General features: G+C 66.0%; 17 protein-coding genes. 5 read left to right on the top strand and 12 right to left on the bottom strand.

Going from position 1 to position 18183, the window contains the following annotated elements:
• Positions 1–8 precede the first annotated feature (8 nt).
• The 3 genes from cobM to AOT87_RS15055 are packed head-to-tail and all read right to left on the bottom strand — an operon-like array spanning position 9 to position 2670.
• Complete coding sequence (gene cobM / locus AOT87_RS15065; protein WP_057967037.1) at positions 9–764, bottom strand: precorrin-4 C(11)-methyltransferase; 756 nt, start codon at positions 762–764, stop codon at positions 9–11.
• The gene (locus tag AOT87_RS15060) at positions 761–1966 is read right to left on the bottom strand and encodes a bifunctional cobalt-precorrin-7 (C(5))-methyltransferase/cobalt-precorrin-6B (C(15))-methyltransferase (RefSeq protein ID WP_057967036.1); all 1206 of its coding nucleotides are present in this window, start codon (positions 1964–1966) and stop codon (positions 761–763) included. Before AOT87_RS15060 ends, cobM begins: the two co-directional genes overlap by 4 nt.
• Positions 1945–2670 carry an SDR family NAD(P)-dependent oxidoreductase gene (locus tag AOT87_RS15055; RefSeq protein WP_030095634.1) on the bottom strand — a complete coding sequence of 242 codons (726 nt, stop codon included), beginning with the start codon at positions 2668–2670 and terminating at the stop codon, positions 1945–1947. Before AOT87_RS15055 ends, AOT87_RS15060 begins: the two co-directional genes overlap by 22 nt.
• Before the next feature lie 101 nt (positions 2671–2771).
• Here AOT87_RS15055 and AOT87_RS15050 point away from each other — a divergent pair, with 101 nt between their 5' ends.
• On the top strand, positions 2772–3197 hold the full coding sequence (locus AOT87_RS15050; RefSeq protein WP_030095633.1) for a F420-dependent biliverdin reductase: 426 nt from the start codon (positions 2772–2774) through the stop codon (positions 3195–3197).
• Here AOT87_RS15050 and AOT87_RS15045 read toward each other — a convergent pair.
• Positions 3187–4326 carry a Xaa-Pro peptidase family protein gene (locus AOT87_RS15045; RefSeq protein ID WP_057967061.1) on the bottom strand — a complete coding sequence of 380 codons (1140 nt, stop codon included), beginning with the start codon at positions 4324–4326 and terminating at the stop codon, positions 3187–3189. The genes AOT87_RS15050 and AOT87_RS15045 overlap by 11 nt on opposite strands.
• Positions 4327–4386: 60 nt before the next feature.
• On the opposite strand from AOT87_RS15045, the gene AOT87_RS15040 reads away from it, so the two are divergent.
• Positions 4387–5331, top strand: a complete 945-nt coding sequence (locus AOT87_RS15040; protein ID WP_057967060.1) for a 5'-3' exonuclease — start codon at positions 4387–4389, stop codon at positions 5329–5331.
• A 60-nt stretch (positions 5332–5391) separates the two neighbouring features.
• Here the strand turns inward: AOT87_RS15040 and AOT87_RS15035 are convergent, their stop codons facing one another.
• From AOT87_RS15035 to pafA, 7 genes are all read right to left on the bottom strand, one after another.
• Positions 5392–6102 carry a DUF4333 domain-containing protein gene (locus AOT87_RS15035; RefSeq protein ID WP_057967035.1) on the bottom strand — a complete coding sequence of 237 codons (711 nt, stop codon included), beginning with the start codon at positions 6100–6102 and terminating at the stop codon, positions 5392–5394.
• 79 nt (positions 6103–6181) lie between these two features.
• Positions 6182–8923 carry an RNA helicase gene (locus AOT87_RS15030; RefSeq protein WP_057967034.1) on the bottom strand — a complete coding sequence of 914 codons (2742 nt, stop codon included), beginning with the start codon at positions 8921–8923 and terminating at the stop codon, positions 6182–6184.
• A complete protein-coding gene (gene tatC / locus AOT87_RS15025; RefSeq protein WP_057969764.1) occupies positions 8920–9792 on the bottom strand; it encodes a twin-arginine translocase subunit TatC in 873 nt (290 codons plus the stop codon). Before tatC ends, AOT87_RS15030 begins: the two co-directional genes overlap by 4 nt.
• Before the next feature lie 112 nt (positions 9793–9904).
• Positions 9905–10171 (bottom strand): Sec-independent protein translocase subunit TatA, encoded by a 267-nt coding sequence (gene tatA, locus AOT87_RS15020; protein ID WP_044104701.1) that lies wholly within the window; start codon positions 10169–10171, stop codon positions 9905–9907.
• 58 nt (positions 10172–10229) lie between these two features.
• On the bottom strand, positions 10230–11210 hold the full coding sequence (locus AOT87_RS15015) for a YafY family protein (RefSeq protein ID WP_057968013.1): 981 nt from the start codon (positions 11208–11210) through the stop codon (positions 10230–10232).
• Positions 11207–12199, bottom strand: a complete 993-nt coding sequence (locus AOT87_RS15010) for a YafY family protein (protein ID WP_057968014.1) — start codon at positions 12197–12199, stop codon at positions 11207–11209. Before AOT87_RS15010 ends, AOT87_RS15015 begins: the two co-directional genes overlap by 4 nt.
• A 97-nt stretch (positions 12200–12296) precedes the next feature.
• Positions 12297–13655: a Pup--protein ligase gene (pafA, locus tag AOT87_RS15005; protein ID WP_030095624.1), complete on the bottom strand. Its 1359-nt coding sequence runs from the start codon at positions 13653–13655 to the stop codon at positions 12297–12299.
• Between the two features lie 166 nt (positions 13656–13821).
• Here pafA and AOT87_RS15000 point away from each other — a divergent pair, with 166 nt between their 5' ends.
• The 3 genes from AOT87_RS15000 to AOT87_RS14990 all read left to right on the top strand — a co-directional run bounded on the left by AOT87_RS15000 (position 13822) and on the right by AOT87_RS14990 (position 17935).
• Positions 13822–15066 carry a glycosyltransferase gene (locus AOT87_RS15000; RefSeq protein ID WP_057968015.1) on the top strand — a complete coding sequence of 415 codons (1245 nt, stop codon included), beginning with the start codon at positions 13822–13824 and terminating at the stop codon, positions 15064–15066.
• Between the two features lie 27 nt (positions 15067–15093).
• The gene (locus AOT87_RS14995) at positions 15094–16569 is read left to right on the top strand and encodes an amidase (RefSeq protein WP_057968016.1); all 1476 of its coding nucleotides are present in this window, start codon (positions 15094–15096) and stop codon (positions 16567–16569) included.
• A 142-nt stretch (positions 16570–16711) separates the two neighbouring features.
• Positions 16712–17935, top strand: a complete 1224-nt coding sequence (locus AOT87_RS14990; RefSeq protein ID WP_057968017.1) for an ankyrin repeat domain-containing protein — start codon at positions 16712–16714, stop codon at positions 17933–17935.
• Between the two features lie 8 nt (positions 17936–17943).
• On the opposite strand, the gene AOT87_RS14985 is transcribed toward AOT87_RS14990, so the two are convergent.
• The gene (locus AOT87_RS14985) at positions 17944–18129 is read right to left on the bottom strand and encodes a hypothetical protein (protein WP_057968018.1); all 186 of its coding nucleotides are present in this window, start codon (positions 18127–18129) and stop codon (positions 17944–17946) included.
• Positions 18130–18183: the final 54 nt, after the last annotated feature.

Genomic DNA, 18183 nt, shown 5'->3' with positions numbered 1-18183 from the left:
ATCTTCATCTAATGTGTTGCCCCTCTGCGACGTCCGGCCGAGTACAGGTAGCTATCCGTGAACCCCTCTGCCGCAAGCACCTTTCCGACGAAGATGACCGCCGTCTTGGTCACGCCCGCTTGTTTCATCTGCTCGGCGATGTCCGCGAGAGTGCCACGAAGGATGGTCTCCGATGGCCAGCTGGCATATGCGACGACAGCAACCGGCGTGCCCGGCGGATACCCCCCGGCGACGAGGTCAGCTACCACATTGTCGATTTGGGCCGCGGCCAGGTGCAACGCCAGCGTCGCCCGCGGCGCCGCCAGGGTGCGCAAATCCTCGCCGGCGGGCATCGCGGTGGACAGCGTCGAGACACGGGTGATTGTCACGGTCTGCGCGACACCGGGAACGGTGAGCTCGGCGCCCAATGCCGCCGCGGCCGCGGCGAAGGCAGGCACACCGGGCACGATCTCGTGACCGATGCCCAGGGCATCCAGTCGGCGGCACTGCTCGGCCACCGCACTGTACAGCGAGGGGTCACCCGAGTGCAGCCTGGCGACATCCAATCCCTGTGCGTCAGCGCTGGATATCTCCTCGATGATGGCATCCAAGGTCAGTGGGCCAGTGTCGATGATTCGGGCGTCGGGCGGGCACACCGCCAGAAGGTCGGGCGGCATGATCGATCCGGCGTACAGGCACACCGTGCACCGCTGCAGAATCCGCTGACCGCGCACCGTGATGAGGTCGGCGGCGCCCGGTCCCGCGCCGATGAAGTAGACGGTCATGGCTTTTCCCCGGTCCATTGAGCCACGGGCAGCCGGGATCTCCAGCTGGTGAAGGCTCCGAGCGGAGCCGCGTCCTCCACGCGGTACCGGTGCAGCTCTCCCCCATGGCGGGAATACCAATGCAATAGCAGCGCTTCTGACTCCGCGGTCACCGCGTTGACGACAATCCTGCCTCCGCTCGGCAGCCGTTCCCAGCACGCCTCCAGCAGACCGGCATTGGTCACGCCACCGCCGACAAAGATCGCGTCCGGCGGGCAGGCCCTGTCGAAATCGCCAGGTGCCGCGGCGAAACACTCGACGTCTACGCCGAATTTCGTCGCGTTGGCCACGATCGCGGCCCGCCGCGATGGCTTGATCTCGAAGGCCGAGGCGCTGCAACCGGTGCCACTGCGAGACCATTCGATCGCGATGCTGCCCGACCCTGCGCCCACATCCCAAAGGCGCTGACCCGCTCGCGGCGCGAGTGATGCCAGCGTGACCGCCCGGATCTCGCGCTTGGTTATCTGCCCATCGTGTTCAAAGGCGTCCTCGGACAACCCCGCGACCAGTGGCAGCACCGCCTCTCCCGCTGCCGTCGGAACATATTCCACGGCAACGACATTCAATGCATGACCAGGAGAATGGCCCCAATCGCGAGCGACCCCTTCCAGGCTTTTCTCTGCCGCTCCACCCAGCTGCTCCCACACCGTCAGCCGTGAGTCACCCAGCCCGGAATCGGTCAGGGTCTGCGCCAGCTCAGCCGGACTGTCCGCGTTGCGGCTGAGCACGATCGCCCGACCGCCGAACCGCAGTGCGGAGGTCGCTGGCGCATTGACCAGGCTGATGATCTCCACATCGTTCACCGCCCATCCCATTCGTGCGCAGGCCAACGACACACTGGATACGTGCGGTAACACATGCACCCGATCCGCTCCGAAGAGCCGGATCAGCGTGGTGCCGATGCCATGCAGCATCGGGTCACCGCTGGCCAGCACGTGGACATTACCGAGACCATCGAACATGGTGGGCAACGCGGGCAACAGGGGCGAAGGCCATACCCGGCACTCGGCCACCAGGGATTCTTCGGCCAGCAGTTCCAGCTGGCGTAGCGAACCGAATATCACTGAGGCGTGCTGCAATTCGCGGCGGGAATGCATGGATAGCCCGTCGACACCGTCCGCACCTATCCCGATCACGGTGATCACCGCGGCATCCTGCGCCATAGAGATGACGGTACCCAGCGCATGATGAATGCGAGCGTTCCCAGCGCACGCGGAATCCACACGGTGCGCTTCCCGCTGCGCAGGGCGCGCACGGTCGCCTCCGCCACCTGGGGCGGTGTGCTCGCCAATGGTGCCGGTGACATACCCGCCGCCATCCGCCCGATCACGAAGCCGGGGCGCGCTATCAACAGGTGCACGCCCGAACCGTGCAGGGCGTCGGCGAGCCCGCTCGCGAAACCGTCGAGCCCCGCCTTGGCCGATCCGTACACGTAATTGGCACGCCGCACTCGCCATCCGGCGATCGAGGAGAACACCACCAGCGCACCGCGCCCGGCACCGCGCATGCGCACGGCCAGCTGGGTCAACAACGCCACCTGCGCCACGTAGTCGATGTGCACGATCGCCGCCGCATGGCCGGCATCGGTTTCCGCCCGCTCCTGGTCACCCAGCAGTCCAAACGCGAGCACCGCCACGTCGATGGCTCCGTGCCGCTCGGTAAGGGCGGCCAGCACCGATTCGTGGGTGTCGAGCCGGTCGGCGTCGAACTCGACGCAATCGACCGCAACGGCCCCGGCGTCGCGGACGCGCCGTTCCTCGTCCTGCAGGTCACCGGCCCGGCGCGCCGCGAGGACCACCGTGTTTCCGGCGGCGAGACGAGTGGCCACCTCAAGTCCGATTTCGCTGCGTCCGCCGAATATCACCACCGTCGACGGTCTTCCCGCACGCGGATCATCCCCAAGCTGGCCGGAGTGTCGCACCGTGTCGGTCACGTCAGCGATTATGTCCTGCGCTAGCGTGAGACTTGATGCCGAACACCCCTACAACTCGACTTACCGATGATGCGCTGGCGTTCCTGTCCGAGCGCCATCTCGCGATGCTGACCACCCTGCGGCAGGACAACAGCCCGCACGTGGTGGCTGTCGGCTTCACTTTTGACCCGGTCACGCACATCGCGCGGGTCATCACCACCGGCGGGTCACAGAAAGCGGTCAACGCCGAGCGTGGAGGCCTCGCGGTACTGAGTCAGGTGGACGGCGCCCGCTGGCTTTCCCTGGAGGGCTCGGCCACCGTCGTCACCGACAAAGAGGCGGTACGCGACGCCGAGCTGCGTTATGCGCAGCGCTACCGCACACCGCGGGTGAACCCGCAGCGGGTGGTCATCGAGGTCAAGATCGAACGGGTACTGGGCTCCTCGGATCTGCTGAACCGCGGCGACGCTCCTACCGAGTAGGCACCACCGTCAGGCCGTGCGGCCGTGAATTCACCGATTCGCAACCATTTTCGGTGACGACGACGATGTCCTCGATTCGCGCGCCCCACTGCCCCGGGAAGTACACACCAGGCTCGATGCTGAAGGCCATTCCTGGCTCCAGGATCAGATCGTTGCCCTCCACGATGTACGGCTCCTCGTGTACCGACAATCCGATGCCGTGTCCGGTGCGATGCACGAATGCTTCACCCATCCCCGCCTCGACGAGAACGCGGCGCGCGGCGGCATCCACCGACTGGGCGCTCACGCCGGGCCGGGCCGCCCGTACCGCTGCCTGCTGCGCCTGCTCCAGAATTGAAATCCGGTGAGCCACATCGGAGTCAGGCTCACCAATGCTGTAGGTACGCGTGCTGTCGGAGTTGTAACCGGGCTCGTAGCTGCCGCCGATGTCCACCACGACGATGTCCCCGGTCTGCAGCTCGCGGTCGGAGCATTCGTGGTGCGGGTCGGCCCCATGCGGACCGGACCCGACGATGATGAAGGCGACTTCCGAATGCCCCTCGGCCACAATCGCTTCAGCGATGTCGGCGGCCACCTGCGCCTCCGTGCGGCCCGGCACCAGCAGTTCGGGCACCAGCGCGTGGACGCGATCGATGGCCGCCCCGGCCTTGCGCAGGGCATCGATCTCGGAGGCGTCCTTGACCATGCGCAGTCTGCGCAGCACCCCGGTGGCCAGTATCGGCACGGTCCCGATCAATTCGGTCAGCGGGAGTAGATGCAGCGCGGGCATGGACTCGGTGACGGCAATGGTGCCCGACAACGCACCATCCGGGGAACCCAACGCCGCCCGTACCAGCTCATAGGGATTCTCCCCGTCCACCCAATCGCTGATCGGGATGCCGAGGTCGCCGATCGCCGAATCCTGCAGCGCCGCAAGCTCCATCCGCGGCGCGATCAGGGTGGGCGTTCCCGAGGCAGGCACCACCAACGCGGTGAGCCGCTCGAATGTCTGCGCGCGTGAGCCGGTCAGATATCTCAGGTCGTATCCGGGTGTGACCACCAAGCCCCCCACCCCGGCCGTCGCGGCCTCCTGAGCGGCACGTTGCAGACGGTTGGCGTACACATCGGATTCAAAACGCTGGGGTGCCATACGGTCCAGGCTATCTGGCATAGGTTGAGTGCCGTGTCAGAAGACCTCCACCGACCCGTCCTGCTCCTCGACGGAGCCAGCCTGTGGTTCCGTTCATACTTCGGCGTCCCGGATTCCATCAAGTCCCCTGATGGCAGGCCCGTCAATGCGGTCCGCGGCTTCCTCGACACCATCTCCCAGCTCATCACGCTGCATCGGCCGCATCGGCTTGTGGTGTGCCTGGATCTGGACTGGCGGCCCGCCTGGCGGGTTGCCGCGATTCCGTCGTACAAGGCGCATCGTGTGGTCACGGAGGAGCCCGACGGCGCCGTCGATGTCGAAGAGGTGCCCGACGACCTGACACCCCAGGTCGACATGATCGCCGAAATGCTGGATGCGTTCGGCATCGCGTCCGCCGGCGCCCCGGGATTCGAAGCCGACGACGTACTGGGCACCCTCGCGGCCGCTGAACGGCGCGACCCGGTGATCGTGGTCAGCGGGGACCGAGACCTACTGCAGGTGGTCACCAATGCCCCGGTACCTGTTCGCGTCTTCTACATGGGGCGCGGGTTCGCCAAGGCCACATTGTTCGGACCGGTAGAGGTATCCGAGCAGTACGGCGTGCCCGTCGAGCGCGCCGGCGCGGCGTACGCCGAGCTGGCCCTGCTGCGCGGCGACCCGTCCGACGGTCTGCCCGGTGTAGCCGGGGTGGGCGAGAAGACCGCCGCCAAACTTCTGGCCGAGCACCACTCGCTGACCGGCATTCTCGCAGCGGCCGATGATCCAAAATCAGGGCTGGCCAAGGCCGTTCGCGCCAAGTTGCAGGCCTCGGTCGACTACATCGCGGCTGCCGAGCCGGTGGTGCGGGTGGCCGTGGATGCGCCGGTCACCATCGATCGGGACAGCGATGCGCTACCGCTGGCCGCCCGAGATCCGCGGCGAGTCGCCGAACTCGGTGCCGAGCTGGGCATCGGTTCGGCGATCACGCGCCTCCAGAAGGCATTGGACACGCTGCCGCAGCCTTAAGCCGAGAACGCAAAACGCCGAGCGCGTCACTGCATGCGCTCGGCGTTTTGGCGGAACTCGTTACTTGGGGCGGCCGACCTCGTAGGTGCCCTTGTCGTTCTGGAAGGTCACGGTGACCTGTCGCTTGGTGCCGTCGATGCTGACATCGCAGTTGAAGGTGGCGCCCTTCTTCACCTCGGGATTCTGGCCATCGTTGCACTTGACGTCCTTGACGTTCTTGGCGCCGTAGCCATTGGTTTCGTCGGTGAGAACCTTGGTCACACCCTCCTGCGCCTTGTTGACGTCCAGGGTTGTGGTCATGGCCCAGCCAGGTGCCAGGAAGGCGGTAATCAGCACCACGATCAGGATCACCGCGGCCGCGACGATACCGCCGATGATCGCGATGGTCTTGGTGGAACGCTGCGGCTTTCCGGCGCCGAACTGCGGGAACGGCTGTCCCTGCTGCTGTCCGTACTGGCCCGGGTATCCACCCTGCTGTCCGTACTGTCCCGGCTGGCCGTAGGCGCCGGGCTGACCGAACTGGCTTGGCTCACCGAACCCCGGCTGACTGGGCTGCTGGCCGAACTGGCTCGGATCCCCAAATCCACCGCCCGGGAAACCCGGCTGCTGGTACTGCGGATACTGCTGGCCCTGGCCATAGGCGGGCTGCTGCCAACTCGGGTCACCCTGCTGCGCCGGATCTGAGGATTGCGGTGTCTGCCACGGCTCTTGGCCTTGCCCAGGTTGGGGCGCCCACTGTCCGCCAGGTTCGGTTCCCTGTGGACCGCTCATCGTTCCTCCCGTGTCGCGACTTTGTTACTTACCGGTGTGTAAGAGGGTGCTGACGCTCCACCTTAGCGTTTGCTCGTCGTTATGTGCCATCAACGGCAACGACGCCACGCCGCACGTCGGCGACCGCGGCCCTCGCCACCGAGCGCACCCCGGCGTCCGGCGCTGCCTTGTTGATCTGGTCGAGCAGATCAACCACTTGCCGGCACCACCGCACGAAATCACCTGCCGGTAGCGCGGTGCCCGTATCACCGGCCGCCTCCAACGATGCCGCCAGATCACCGGTGGTCGCCCAGCGGTACACCGCCGCGACGAAGCCCTCATCGACCTCGCGCGTGGGCGCGAGCTGATGCCGCTGTTCGTCGTGACGCAACCGTGCCAGTGCCCGGTGGGTTTCGGCGAGCGCCGCGCGCAGCGCCGCAGTGGGCGCCTCCCCCGTCACCGATACCGCATCACCACGCGACTCGTACAGCACGGCCGAGGCCACGGCCGCCAGTTCCGCGGGTTTGAGCCCCGCCCACAGTCCGCGCCGCAGACATTCGGCCACCAGCAGATCGCTCTCGCTGTAGATACGCGCCAGCAGCATGCCGTCCTCGGTCACCTTCTTGCCGAGTTCGGAGCTGTCCTGGACGTATCCGCGTTCGGTCAGCAGCGTCAGGATGCGGTCAAACGTGCGCGCGAGTGAGTTGGTGGCGGCCGACACCTTCTTCTGCAGTTGTGCGTTATCGCGTTCGATGCGCAGGTAGCGCTCGGCCGTCCGCGCCAGTTCCTCACGGTTGGGAGCGTGGTGCACCGGATGATCCCGGATTTCACGGCGCAGCCGTTCAACCTCGACGCCGAGATCTGAACCATCAGTGCCCGAATCGTTCTTGCGCCCCTTCACGGGTTGCGGCCTGCGCACCCGGCCCTCGTCCAGTGCCGATCGCAGGGCTGACGCCACGTCACGGCGCACCTTGGGCTGGCGGTGCTCGACACGCTTAGGCAGGCTGATGGATCCGAGCGGTTCCGCGGTTCCTGAGTAGTCCGCCGATGAAATCCTTCCGGCCCAACGATGTTCGGTCAACACCAACGGGCGCGGGTCATCGTCGTCGTGGGCCGGCTCCAGCACGACGGCCACGCCATTGCGGCGGCCGTGAGGTATCGCGATGACATCGCCGCGCTTGAGCGCCGCCAGGGCATCGTTGGCCGCACCGCGACGTTCCAGCCGCGAGGTGCGCGCCGCCGCCCGCTCGCGCTCAGAGAGCCTGCCGCGCAACCGGACGTATTCCAGGACGGACCCGTCGTGCCCGTCAATCTCCTTGGCGATCTCGTCCAGCATCTTCTTGCCACGTTCGATACCGCGGACCAGTCCCACCACCGAGCGGTCGGCCTGGAACTGCGCGAAGGATCGCTCCAGTAGTTCGCGCGCCGGATCCGGGCCCATGCGGTGCACCAGATTGATCGTCATGTTGTAGGACGGCGCAAACGAGCTGCGCAGCGGGAAGGTACGCGTGGACGCCAGACCTGCGATCTCGCTGGGTTCCACCTCGGGCGTCCACAACACGACGGCGTGTCCCTCGACGTCGATTCCGCGTCGGCCCGCCCGCCCGGTCAACTGGGTGTACTCCCCCGGAGTCAACGCCGCGTGCTGCTCGCCGTTGAACTTCACCAACCGCTCCAGCACCACCGTGCGCGCGGGCATGTTGATACCCAATGCCAGTGTCTCGGTGGCAAATACCGCCTTCACGAGCCCCTTGGTGAACAGTTCCTCGACGGTGTGCCGGAAGACCGGCAGCATGCCGGCATGGTGGGCGGCGATACCGCGCAGCAGCCCCTCACGCCACTGCCAGTAGCCGAGCACGTCCAGGTCTGCCTCGGGCAGCCCCTCGGTGCGGCGGTCGATGATGGCAACGATCTCCCGCCGGTCCTCCTCGGTGGTGAGGCGCAACCGGGATCGAAGGCATTGCGCCACAGCGCCATCGCAGCCAGCACGAGAAAAGATGAACGTGATCGCCGGAAGTAGGCCGTCCTCGTCGAGCCGGGTGATGACCTCGGGTCGCGATGGCGGGCGATAGAGCGTGGGAGGACGCCCGCCACGATCGTGTGGTCCCCGTCGGCGTGGGCGGTCGAAGTCTGCGAAGCGATCGGCCTGGCGCCGCTGGGCTATGTAGCGGGTGAGCTCCGGGTCGACATCGGTTTTCTTGCCGTCGTAATCAAAGAGATCGAAGAGCCGCCGCCCGACCATGACGTGCTGCCATAGCGGGACCGGCCTGGTCTCGTCGACCACGACGGCCGTGTCCCCGCGGACTGTTTTGATCCATCCGCCGAATTCTTCGGCGTTGCTTACCGTGGCCGACAGGCTGGCCAGGGCCACCTCTTCGGGCAGGTGCAAAATGACTTCTTCCCAGACCGCACCGCGGAATCGGTCGGCCAGGAAATGCACCTCGTCCATGACCACATACGAAAGACCATGCAGTGCTGGCGAATCCGCATACAGCATGTTCCGCAGCACCTCGGTGGTCATCACGACCACCGGGGCATCGGAGTTGATCGAGGAGTCTCCGGTAAGCAGGCCGACCTTCTCCGGTCCGTACACCGACACCAAGTCGTTGTGTTTCTGGTTGCTCAGCGCCTTGATCGGGGTGGTGTAGAAGCACTTGCGTCCGGCCGCCAGCGCCAGGTGGACCGCGAATTCTCCGACGATGGTCTTACCCGCGCCGGTGGGTGCACAGACCAGCACGCCGTGGCCGTTTTCCAGCGCCGTGCACGCGCGGACCTGAAAGGGATCGAGAGCAAAACTCAGCCCTTGGGAGAACGCACTGAGTTGGGTTCCGATGCTGGTCACTTGCCCATGTTGTCAAACCGCTCGGGAGGACCGATCGGTTCGGGCGCGGCAATGGCCTCGGGAGCATCCAAAGCCGAGGCCTCGTCATCGCTGAGCTCCTGCGCGGCCTCCCGCTTGGCCTTGCGTCTGTCGTGGATCCGGGCCACCTGAATGGAGAACTCCAGCAGCACCGTCAGCGCGAGGCCCAGCGCAGTCATCGTGAACGGATCCGATCCCGGGGTCGCGAAGGCCGCGAACACGAACAGGCCGAAGATGATGCCCCTACGCCAATTCTTGAGCTTGGCGTAGGACAGGATCCCAACGAAATTGAGCATGACGAGCAACAGCGGGAACTCGAAGCTGACGCCGAAGACCAGCAACACGTTGATCAGAAAACTGAAGTACTCGTCACCCTTGAGCCCGGTGACCTGGACGTCGCTGCCCACCGTCAAGAGGAAATGCAGGGCCTTGGCCAGCACCGTGTAGGCCAATAGCGCACCGGCGACGAACAGCACCGTCGCCGCGGTGACGAAGATGACCGCGAATTTGCGTTCGTTGCGATACAGGCCCGGCGTGATGAACCGCCAGATCTGGTACAGCCACACCGGACAGGCCAGCACCACACCGGCGGTCAGACCTACCTTGAGGCGCAGCATGAACTGCTCGAAAGGCGCGGTCGCCAGCAGCCGGCAGGCCCCATCGGCGCTCAGATTGGCGCGCGCGCTGGCCGGCAGCGAGCAGTACGGTCCACGCAACCACTCACCGAGGCTCTCCACACCGAACATCGCGTGCTCGTACCAGAAGAACCCGACGATGGTGGTCAGCAGGACGGCGGCCACCGAGATCAACAGACGGGTACGCAGCTCCTGCAGATGCTCGACGAGCGACATGGTGCCGTCGGAATTCTTGGGCTGTCTGGACTTTCGCTGCAGCCCAAGAGCACCCAGGACCTTATTCATGAACGCATGACCTATCCGGCCGGCCTATCGCGGCGGAACGCGGCTAGGCAGTGGGCTTGTGACCGGGAGTCGATTCGATCGGCGGTGCTTCCACCGCGGTAGCGGGTGGCACTTGCTGCTGCTCCACCGCTGGTGGGGCGTCGGCCGCCTTCGCAGAATTTCCCTCGTTTTGCAGTTCCTTGACTTCGGATTTGAAGATCCGCAGCGACTTACCCAGCGAACGCGCGAGGTCGGGCAGCTTCTTGGCACCGAAGAGCAGCGCGAATACGACAATTACGATCACCCAGTGCATGGGTTGTAGACCGCCCAACGTGGTCACCTCCTCTGGCGTCGTGTCTGCCTTGATGCTACCCCAGGGCTGATCGCGGTCAGCTGGCCCGATACGCCGCCAGTGCCGCCGCCGCGTCGGTACGCACCCGTCGCGCCAGGGATTCCGGCGCCAGCACCCGGATCGCCGAACCGAAACCGAGGATCAGCCGCGCCATCCAGTCCTCGGAGGCATAGGTCATGGCGGCCTCGACCGATCCGTCGGCATGCTGGGCGCCGGTGGGCCGCATCGGGAAGTAGTCGAAGACCCAGGAGGCACTCGGCCCGACCAATACCGTCGCGGCCGGCAACGAGGGGTCCGCCTCGAACAAGCCGGTGTCGGTGGCCGTCTGTACCGCGGGCGCAGGGGGTGCCGATCGCTGATCGAGAACCTCGGCTTGTTCGATCCTGTCGAACCGGAACAGCCGCACCCCCTCGGAGGCGCGACACCAGGCCTCCAGGTAGCTGTGTTCCCCCACGACCGCGATCCGAATGGGGTCGACTATCCGCTCCGACAAGGCATCTCGTGATGCCGAGTAGTACTCGATGCGCAGCGCCTTGCGGTTACGCACAGCCGCGCGGACGGCGGAGACCGCCGCGGACTCGACAGGGGTCGCCGATGAAGCGTCCGATTCGGTGGTTGATTCTCTTCGTCCGAGCGTCTCGTCGCCAGCCCCCGCCGCATCCTCGATCTTGGCGATAGCGCTGCGTGCGGCCTCCGGGTCGACGGTGCCGGGCATGTCCAGCAGGGCGCGCAGGGCGACCAACAGCGCCGTCGCCTCGGGCGAGGTGAGGCGCAGCGGACGGTCGATACCGGCCGAGAATGTGACCTCGATGCTCTCCTCGGAGAACGAGAGATCGATCAGATCGCCGGGGCCGTAACCAGGCAGGCCACACATCCACAGCTGGTTCAGATCTGCCATCAGCTGTTTGGTGGTGACGCCCAGGTCCGCGGCGGCGTCAGCGGCACTGATACCGGGATTGGCCTGAAAGTACGGAACCATGTTGAGAAGCCGGGTCAGACGATTCGACAGCTCGGTCATGCCGTAACTCCTGCGTGTTCCTGGAGACGAGCGATGACCTCGTCGCGCACCTGCGCCGGCTCCAACGCGACCGCATCGGCGCCGTGGGAGGCGATCGAACGAACCAGGCGGTCGGGTGAGGCCACCTCGATCTCGACCACATCGCCGTCGCGTTCGCCCAGCCGACGGGGTTCGACCATGGCACCCATCCGGCGCAGCTCCTGGGCGCGCCCCTCGGCGATCCATACCCGCGCGGTGATGCGCACCGGCCCATCGCCGACAGCTCTGGCCACGATGGCGCGCAGATCCACTCCGTCGGGGCGGCGCACCGTGCCCGGCTTTTCCAGCATCGTGACGTCCTCTCCGATGCGGGAGAGCCGGAACGTACGGGTGGCATTGCGGTCTCGATCGTGTCCGACCAGGTACCAGCGGCCGCGGTCGGTGATCACGCCCCACGGCTCCACGGTGCGCGTGACGTAGGGCTCGGCGCGTGAGGGACGGTGTCCGAACTGCACTGCCTGACCGGAGTCGATGGCGGACAGCAGGATTCGCAACACCGATTCCGACCCACGACCACCGGGCATCGCGGCGGGCGCCGCCACCGAAACGTTCTCGGCGGCGGGATCGACGTCGACGCCCGCCGCGCGCAGTTTCATCAGCGCACCCTGTGCGGCGGTGACCAGTTCGGGCGACTGCCACAGCTGCGTGGCGACCGCAACAGCCGCGGATTCATCGGCGGTGAGAGTGATATCGGGCAACTCGTAGGCGTCGCGACGGATGCGGTAGCCCTCCGTGGCGTCGAAGGACGACACTTTGCCCGTTTCCAGCGGGATGCCCAGGTCGCGCAGTTCGTTCTTGTCGCGCTCGAACATCCGGCTGAAGGCCTCATCGCTCGGCGAGTCCGAGTAACCGGCCACAGAGGTGCGGATTCGTTCTGCGGTGACATAGGTTCGGGTGGACAGCAGGCAGATCACCAGGTTCATCAACCGCTCGACTTTGGAGATCGCCACGGCGGAAAGCTTAGAGGAAACCGGCACGTCAGCCCGGAGCGCATGCGGGAGTGTCCGAATGTTTGTTCGGACACGACCCAAACGCCGAGCGCGAGCGCTACATGCTGGCGATGAGCCGTTCCACCCGCTCGTCGACCGACCGGAACGGGTCCTTGCACAGCACGGTGCGTTGCGCCTGGTCGTTGAGCTTGAGGTGCACCCAGTCGACGGTGAAATCGCGGCCGGCCTCCTGGGCGGCGGTGATGAAGTCGCCGCGCAGCTTGGCGCGCGTGGTCTGCGGCGGCTGATCGACGGCGGCCTTGATCTCCTCATCGGTGGTGATGCGTGCGGCCAACCCCTTGCGTTGCAGCAGGTCGAACACGCCCCGGCCACGCTTGATGTCGTGATAGGCCAGGTCCAGCTGAGCGATCTTCGGGTCAGACAGCTCCATGTTGTAGCGGTCCTGGTACCGCTGGAACAGCTTGCGCTTGATCACCCAGTCAATCTCGGTGTCGACCTTCGAGAAGTCTTGGCTCTCAACAGCATCCAGCGTGCGGCCCCAAAGTTCGACGACCTGCTCGACCTGCTCATTGGGTTCTCTGGTGTTGAGATGTTCCACGGCCCGCGCGTGGTATTCGCGCTGGATGTCCAGCGCGCTGGCCTGCCGCCCCCCGGCGAGCCGGACCGGACGGCGGCCGGTGAGGTCGTGGCTGACCTCGCGGATAGCACGGATCGGGTTGTCCAACGAGAAGTCCCGGAATGCCACACCCGACTCGATCATCTCCAGCACCAGCGCCGCGGTGCCCACCTTGAGCATGGTGGTGGACTCGGACATGTTGGAGTCGCCGACGATGACGTGCAGGCGCCGGTACTTCTCGGCGTCGGCGTGCGGCTCGTCGCGCGTGTTGATGATGGGGCGGCTACGCGTGGTCGCCGAGGACACACCTTCCCAAATATGCTCGGCGCGTTGCGATAAGCAATAGGTCGCGGCCTTGGGCGTGAGCAGCACCTTGCCCGCCCCGCAGATCAATTGGCGGGTGACCAGGAACGGCAGCAGCACATCCGAGATCCGGGAGAACTCGCCGGCCCGCACGATGAGGTAGTTCTCGTGGCAGCCGTACGAGTTACCCGCGGAATCGGTGTTGTTCTTGAACAGGTAGATGTCGCCGCCGATGCCCTCGTCGGAGAGACGCTGTTCGGCGTCGATGAGCAGATCTTCCAGGACGCGCTCTCCGGCGCGGTCATGGGTGACCAGCTGCACCAGGCTGTCGCACTCGGCGGTGGCGTACTCGGGGTGGCTGCCCACGTCAAGGTAGAGCCGCGCGCCATTACGCAGGAAGACGTTGGAGCTGCGCCCCCAGGACACCACCCTGCGGAACAGGTAACGGGCGACCTCGTCCGGGCTCAATCGCCGGTGGCCGTGAAATGTGCACGTGACGCCGAACTCGGTCTCGATCCCCATAATTCGACGTTGCACACCATCGAGCCTACTGGGTGAGGCCATCGACAGCGGGGAGGCTGGCCTTTCTCGAGGCCATCTGTCTGGGTATCTCAGCAGCACGACCGGCGATCCGATACGGTTCGGTTCGGGTTGGGCCCGGTTTTCCGCACGCCGTATTGGCACACAACGACAGGTTTCGACAATGCATATTGCGCTGTTCACCGATCTTCACCCTGAGAGCCTGGGCGGGGCGCAGATCTCGGTGGCGCGCCAGCGTCACGGGCTGGAACGGCTGGGACACAAGGTGACGGTGTTCACCGCGCCGCTGGCCCACACCGTTGACCCCGACCCGAACGTCGTCGAGGTCAAGCCGGTGCCATTCGTGGCCGAGGCGATGCGCAAGCTCGGCAAGCACGACGATTTCACCTTCGTATGGCCCGGGGCGGCGAACAAGGAACTGATCGATCGTGAGCTTCGTGCCCGCGGGCCGATCGACATCATCCACAGCCAGGGCGACCTGGGCGTCTGCATCGCCGGCGTGGAAGCGGCCCGCCGCAATGGCATCCCGGTGGTGCAGACCAAGCACACCCGGTACGACGTGTACTTCGAAAAGGCCAGCCCCAACCCCCTGCTGTTGGCGTGGATCTTCAGCCAGATGCAGGAGCGCCATCTACCCAAGGATTTCCACCTGACGACGGTGCAGGAATCGGCCGCGTCGCGGCGGGCGTGGCAGCTGATGATGGCCCAGGCGCAGGCGGTGGATCACGAGATCACCCCGACGACACACTTTGCCCAGGCCCTCACCGACCGCGGGCTGCGTCGGCCGATTTCGGTGGTCTCCAATGGCGTGGACGACGAGCTGGTGGACATCGCCCGTGAAGCCGCCGACGACAAGCCGACCGACGACGAGCCGCTACGGCTGATCTGGTGCGGACGGCTGTCCCCGGAGAAGCGGGTGCTGGAGGCCGTGAAGGCCGCCACCCAGGTCCAGAACTGCGTCATGGACATCTACGGCGACGGCCACCTCGAGCACGCCATCAAGAAGTACGTCGATTCACACGGAGCTTCGCACCGCATCAGGCTGCGCGGCCGGGTCAGCCAGGACAGCTGCCTGGCGGCGATGGGAGCCAGCAGCGCCCTACTGTTCACCTCCTACGGTTTCGACACCCAGGGACTGGTTCTGCTGGAGGCGATTTCGATGTCGACTCCGGTGATCTTCTGCGACGAGATCCTGGGCGAGTCGGTACCCGACGGCGGTGGCCTGGTCACCGAGAACGAATCCGTCGAGGCCATTGCGAAGGCCATCCGGGCGTTGGCCGATGACCGCGCCAAGCTGCGGCAGATGACCGAGGTGGTGACCGCGCACCAGGACGAGCCGCGGCAGTCGCTGCAGACCGAGAAGATAGTCGCCATCTACAACGATGTGTTGAAGAAGGCCAACGCCTGACCCCGTGAGGCCGCATAGGCTGACCGGGTGGACTTCTCCGAATACTCCCGATACGACGCCACCGGCCTGGCTGAGCTGGTGGCCACCAAGCAGGTCACCCCGGCCGAACTGCTCGCTGCGGCCCGCGCCCGCGCGGTAGCGGTCAACAACAAGATCACTGCCATAGTCCGGACCATTCCGGAGGCGGATAAACAGGTCGAGGGCGAGCTGAGCGGTCCGTTCGCGGGGGTTCCTTTTCTCATCAAGGACCTCGGCCAGGACTACAAGGGCCACCCGACATCGGGAGGGTGCCGGGCGCTGTCCACCCTTCCCGCGCCGGAGCATTCCACCATCGTGCAGCGGTGGCTCGACGCCGGTCTGGTCATCTTCGGCAAGACCAACACCCCCAAGTTCGGCTCGAAGGGCATCACCGAGCCGGAACTTTTTGGGGCTAGCCGGAATCCGTGGGATCTGGACCGCACACCCGGCGGATCATCGGGTGGCTCCGCGGCCGCCGTCGCGGCGGGAATCGTGCCGGTGGCCGGTGCCAGCGACGGCGGCGGGTCCATCCGCATCCCCGCGGGATGTTGTGGTCTGGTGGGCCTCAAGCCAGGGCGTGGCATCACTCCGATGGGTCCGGCGGCCGGCGAACCCATGCACGGCGCGGCCGTGAGCGGCACGGTCTCACGCACCGTCCGCGATACCGCCGCCATGCTCGATGTCATCGCCGGACCGGATGCGACGTCGCCGTACCTGCCTGCCATACCCGAGGATTCGTACGCCTCGCAGGTGGGCAGGGATCCCGGAAAGCTGCGGATCGGGGTGCGCATCCCGACCGTCATCACCCCCAATCCCGATCCGGCGGCAGCCGCCGCGGTCGAGGCCGCGGTGCGTGTCCTGACGCATCTGGGCCACGAGGTGGAAGAGGTGAGCGCCCCGTATGACGATGGGCAGCTGGCACGCGACTTCCTGCTGACCTGGTTTGTGCACGCGGCCTACGAGGTGGACGACACCAAGCGGCTGACCGGAGCCGGTGACGAAGGCTTCGAACGCGACACCCTGCTCATCGCCGCGCTGGGCCGCGCCACCAACGGCCCCGATTATGTTGCGGCCGTGGAGCGCCGGCACAACTATGTACGGGAACTGGCCACCTTCTTCGGCGACTACGACCTGTTGCTCACGCCCACGCTTGCCAAGGTCCCACCGAAGATCGGCGAGTTCAACCTTCCGGCACCCTTGGCGGCGGTGTCCGATCTGTTGTTGCGCACCAAGACGGCCCGCGTGCTCAAGTACGCCAACATCGTCGACAGCATGATCAACGACAACCTCGGCTGGGTTCCCTATACCCAGTTGGCGAATCTGACTGGGCGCCCCGCGATTTCCCTGCCCCTGTATCAAACGCCGAAGGGCCTGCCCCTCGGTGTGCAGTTCGTCGCCCCACTGGGCGGCGAATCACTGCTCATCCGGCTGGCCGCCCAGTTGGAGGCAACCGCACCGTGGGCAGACCGCCGGCCCACGCTCTAGCGCGGTAAAGTGGACGCCGGGCGTGCAGGAGCGCCCGGTGTCCGCCCGAAGAGGCTCAGCCTCCCTGCCTTGCTTGCACTGGTTTACCGACCTCTTCTCGCACCTGGTCTCGCGGACATCGGGCACACGAGAGGAGGCCGTCATGGCCAGCACCCTTCCCACCAATCCGTCACTTGATCGCCTCCGCGATGAGGCGCGCGGACTGCAGCGCGCGATGCGAGCCACCGATCTTGACGCGGCCGGCGTGGTGCGTCAACACCATCCACGTCCGGATATCGCCTTGGCGGGTGAACAATTCGCACTGCACGATGCCCAGCTGACAGTGGCCCGCCGCTACGGATTCACCGGCTGGCCCGCGCTCGTGCACTACGTGGAGCTTGCCGCCGGACTCAGCACCGATCCCAGCGCGGTGTCCGAAGCGGCGCTCGACACGGCCGACCGATTCTGCGCTCTGGCATCGCTGCGATACGACGAAGACGATGAACCGCCCCGTTGGCAGGCGGCCGCGGACCTGGTGGCCGCCGATCCCGCGCTGGTAGATCGGCATGTATGGGCGGCCGCCTCGGCCGCCGACCCGGCCGCACTCGCACGACATCTGGCGGCACACCCAACACTGGCGAGCACTAATGGTGGTCCATACCAATGGTTTCCGATCATGTACCTGTGCTACGGCCGTGCGCCATTGGGTCGTACGGAGCAGCAGACGGTGGCTGCCGCGCGCCTGCTTCTGGACGCCGGCGCCGATCCGAACGCGGGATACCTCTGGCGCGGTCTGTCCACTCCGTTCACCGCGCTGACGGGGGTGTTCGGCGACGGTGAGCAGGGGCCGGGACGTCAGCCCCGGCACCCCTTCGCCGAAGCGCTGGCCACCGTTCTGCTGCAGCGCGGCGCACACCCGGTGGATCAGCAGACCCTCTACAACAGGATGTTTCGCCCCGACGATTCGCATCTGGAGCTGCTGTTCGCCCACGGGCTGGCCGATGCCGGGGCAAGCCCGTGGGAACTCCGCCTGGGCGAGGCCATGGAGACCCGTCAACAGATGTGGCGGCGGCAGGTCGACTGGGCCGCCGAGCACGGGTTCTCCGGCAGGCTGGAACTGCTCGCACGGCATGGAATCGACACCGCGGGCGCCACCGTCGTGGTACCCGCCTTCCCCACCGACGTCAATGCCCGCGACGACGAAGGCGCGACGCCGCTGCATCACGCCGCCTGGGCGGGCGACCTCGGGTTGATCCGAAGGCTTCTGGACGCAGGAGCCGATCGCACAATCGCCGACAACCGTTTCAGCACAACGCCGCTGCAATGGGCAGAACACGCGTACCAAATGGAGGCGGCAAAACTACTGCGGGATACCGGACATGGATAGGCGCCGGATCAGGCGGAGTCCCTGAGTCGCTGCACGTCGTGCTCGACGCAGCCCACCTCGTCGGCCGCCTGCGTAACCGATAGAGCGGGATTCAGCAGAATCCGCAGTTCACTGGGGGTAAAGGTCGGCTCGATTTCCCAGGGCGCATGATCCCACCCGGTTTCACTCATGCCGACGAAGAGTTCTTCGCTCATTTTCGATCCTCAGAACAAGGAGAAGTAAGAACGGGACACCACGATGAGGGCCCA

The sequence above is a fragment of the Mycobacteroides sp. H003 genome (genome assembly GCF_001440135.1).
Classification (GTDB): domain Bacteria; phylum Actinomycetota; class Actinomycetes; order Mycobacteriales; family Mycobacteriaceae; genus Mycobacterium; species Mycobacterium gwanakae.
This window is presented reverse-complemented; position numbering and strand designations above follow the sequence as displayed.

Bases quoted from the DNA above. Each gene is read 5' to 3' on its own strand.
- cobM (WP_057967037.1), bottom strand. From the start codon at position 764: ATGACCGTCTACTTCATCGGCGCGGGACCGGGCGCCGCCGACCTCATC.
- AOT87_RS15060 (WP_057967036.1), bottom strand. From the start codon at position 1,966: ATGGCGCAGGATGCCGCGGTGATCACCGTGATCGGGATAGGTGCGGAC.
- AOT87_RS15050 (WP_030095633.1), top strand. From the start codon at position 2,772: ATGCCGAACACCCCTACAACTCGACTTACCGATGATGCGCTGGCGTTC.
- AOT87_RS15045 (WP_057967061.1), bottom strand. From the start codon at position 4,326: ATGGCACCCCAGCGTTTTGAATCCGATGTGTACGCCAACCGTCTGCAA.
- AOT87_RS15035 (WP_057967035.1), bottom strand. From the start codon at position 6,102: ATGAGCGGTCCACAGGGAACCGAACCTGGCGGACAGTGGGCGCCCCAA.
- tatC (WP_057969764.1), bottom strand. From the start codon at position 9,792: ATGTCGCTCGTCGAGCATCTGCAGGAGCTGCGTACCCGTCTGTTGATC.
- AOT87_RS15015 (WP_057968013.1), bottom strand. From the start codon at position 11,210: ATGACCGAGCTGTCGAATCGTCTGACCCGGCTTCTCAACATGGTTCCG.
- AOT87_RS15000 (WP_057968015.1), top strand. From the start codon at position 13,822: ATGCATATTGCGCTGTTCACCGATCTTCACCCTGAGAGCCTGGGCGGG.
- AOT87_RS14990 (WP_057968017.1), top strand. From the start codon at position 16,712: ATGGCCAGCACCCTTCCCACCAATCCGTCACTTGATCGCCTCCGCGAT.
- AOT87_RS14985 (WP_057968018.1), bottom strand. From the start codon at position 18,129: ATGAGCGAAGAACTCTTCGTCGGCATGAGTGAAACCGGGTGGGATCAT.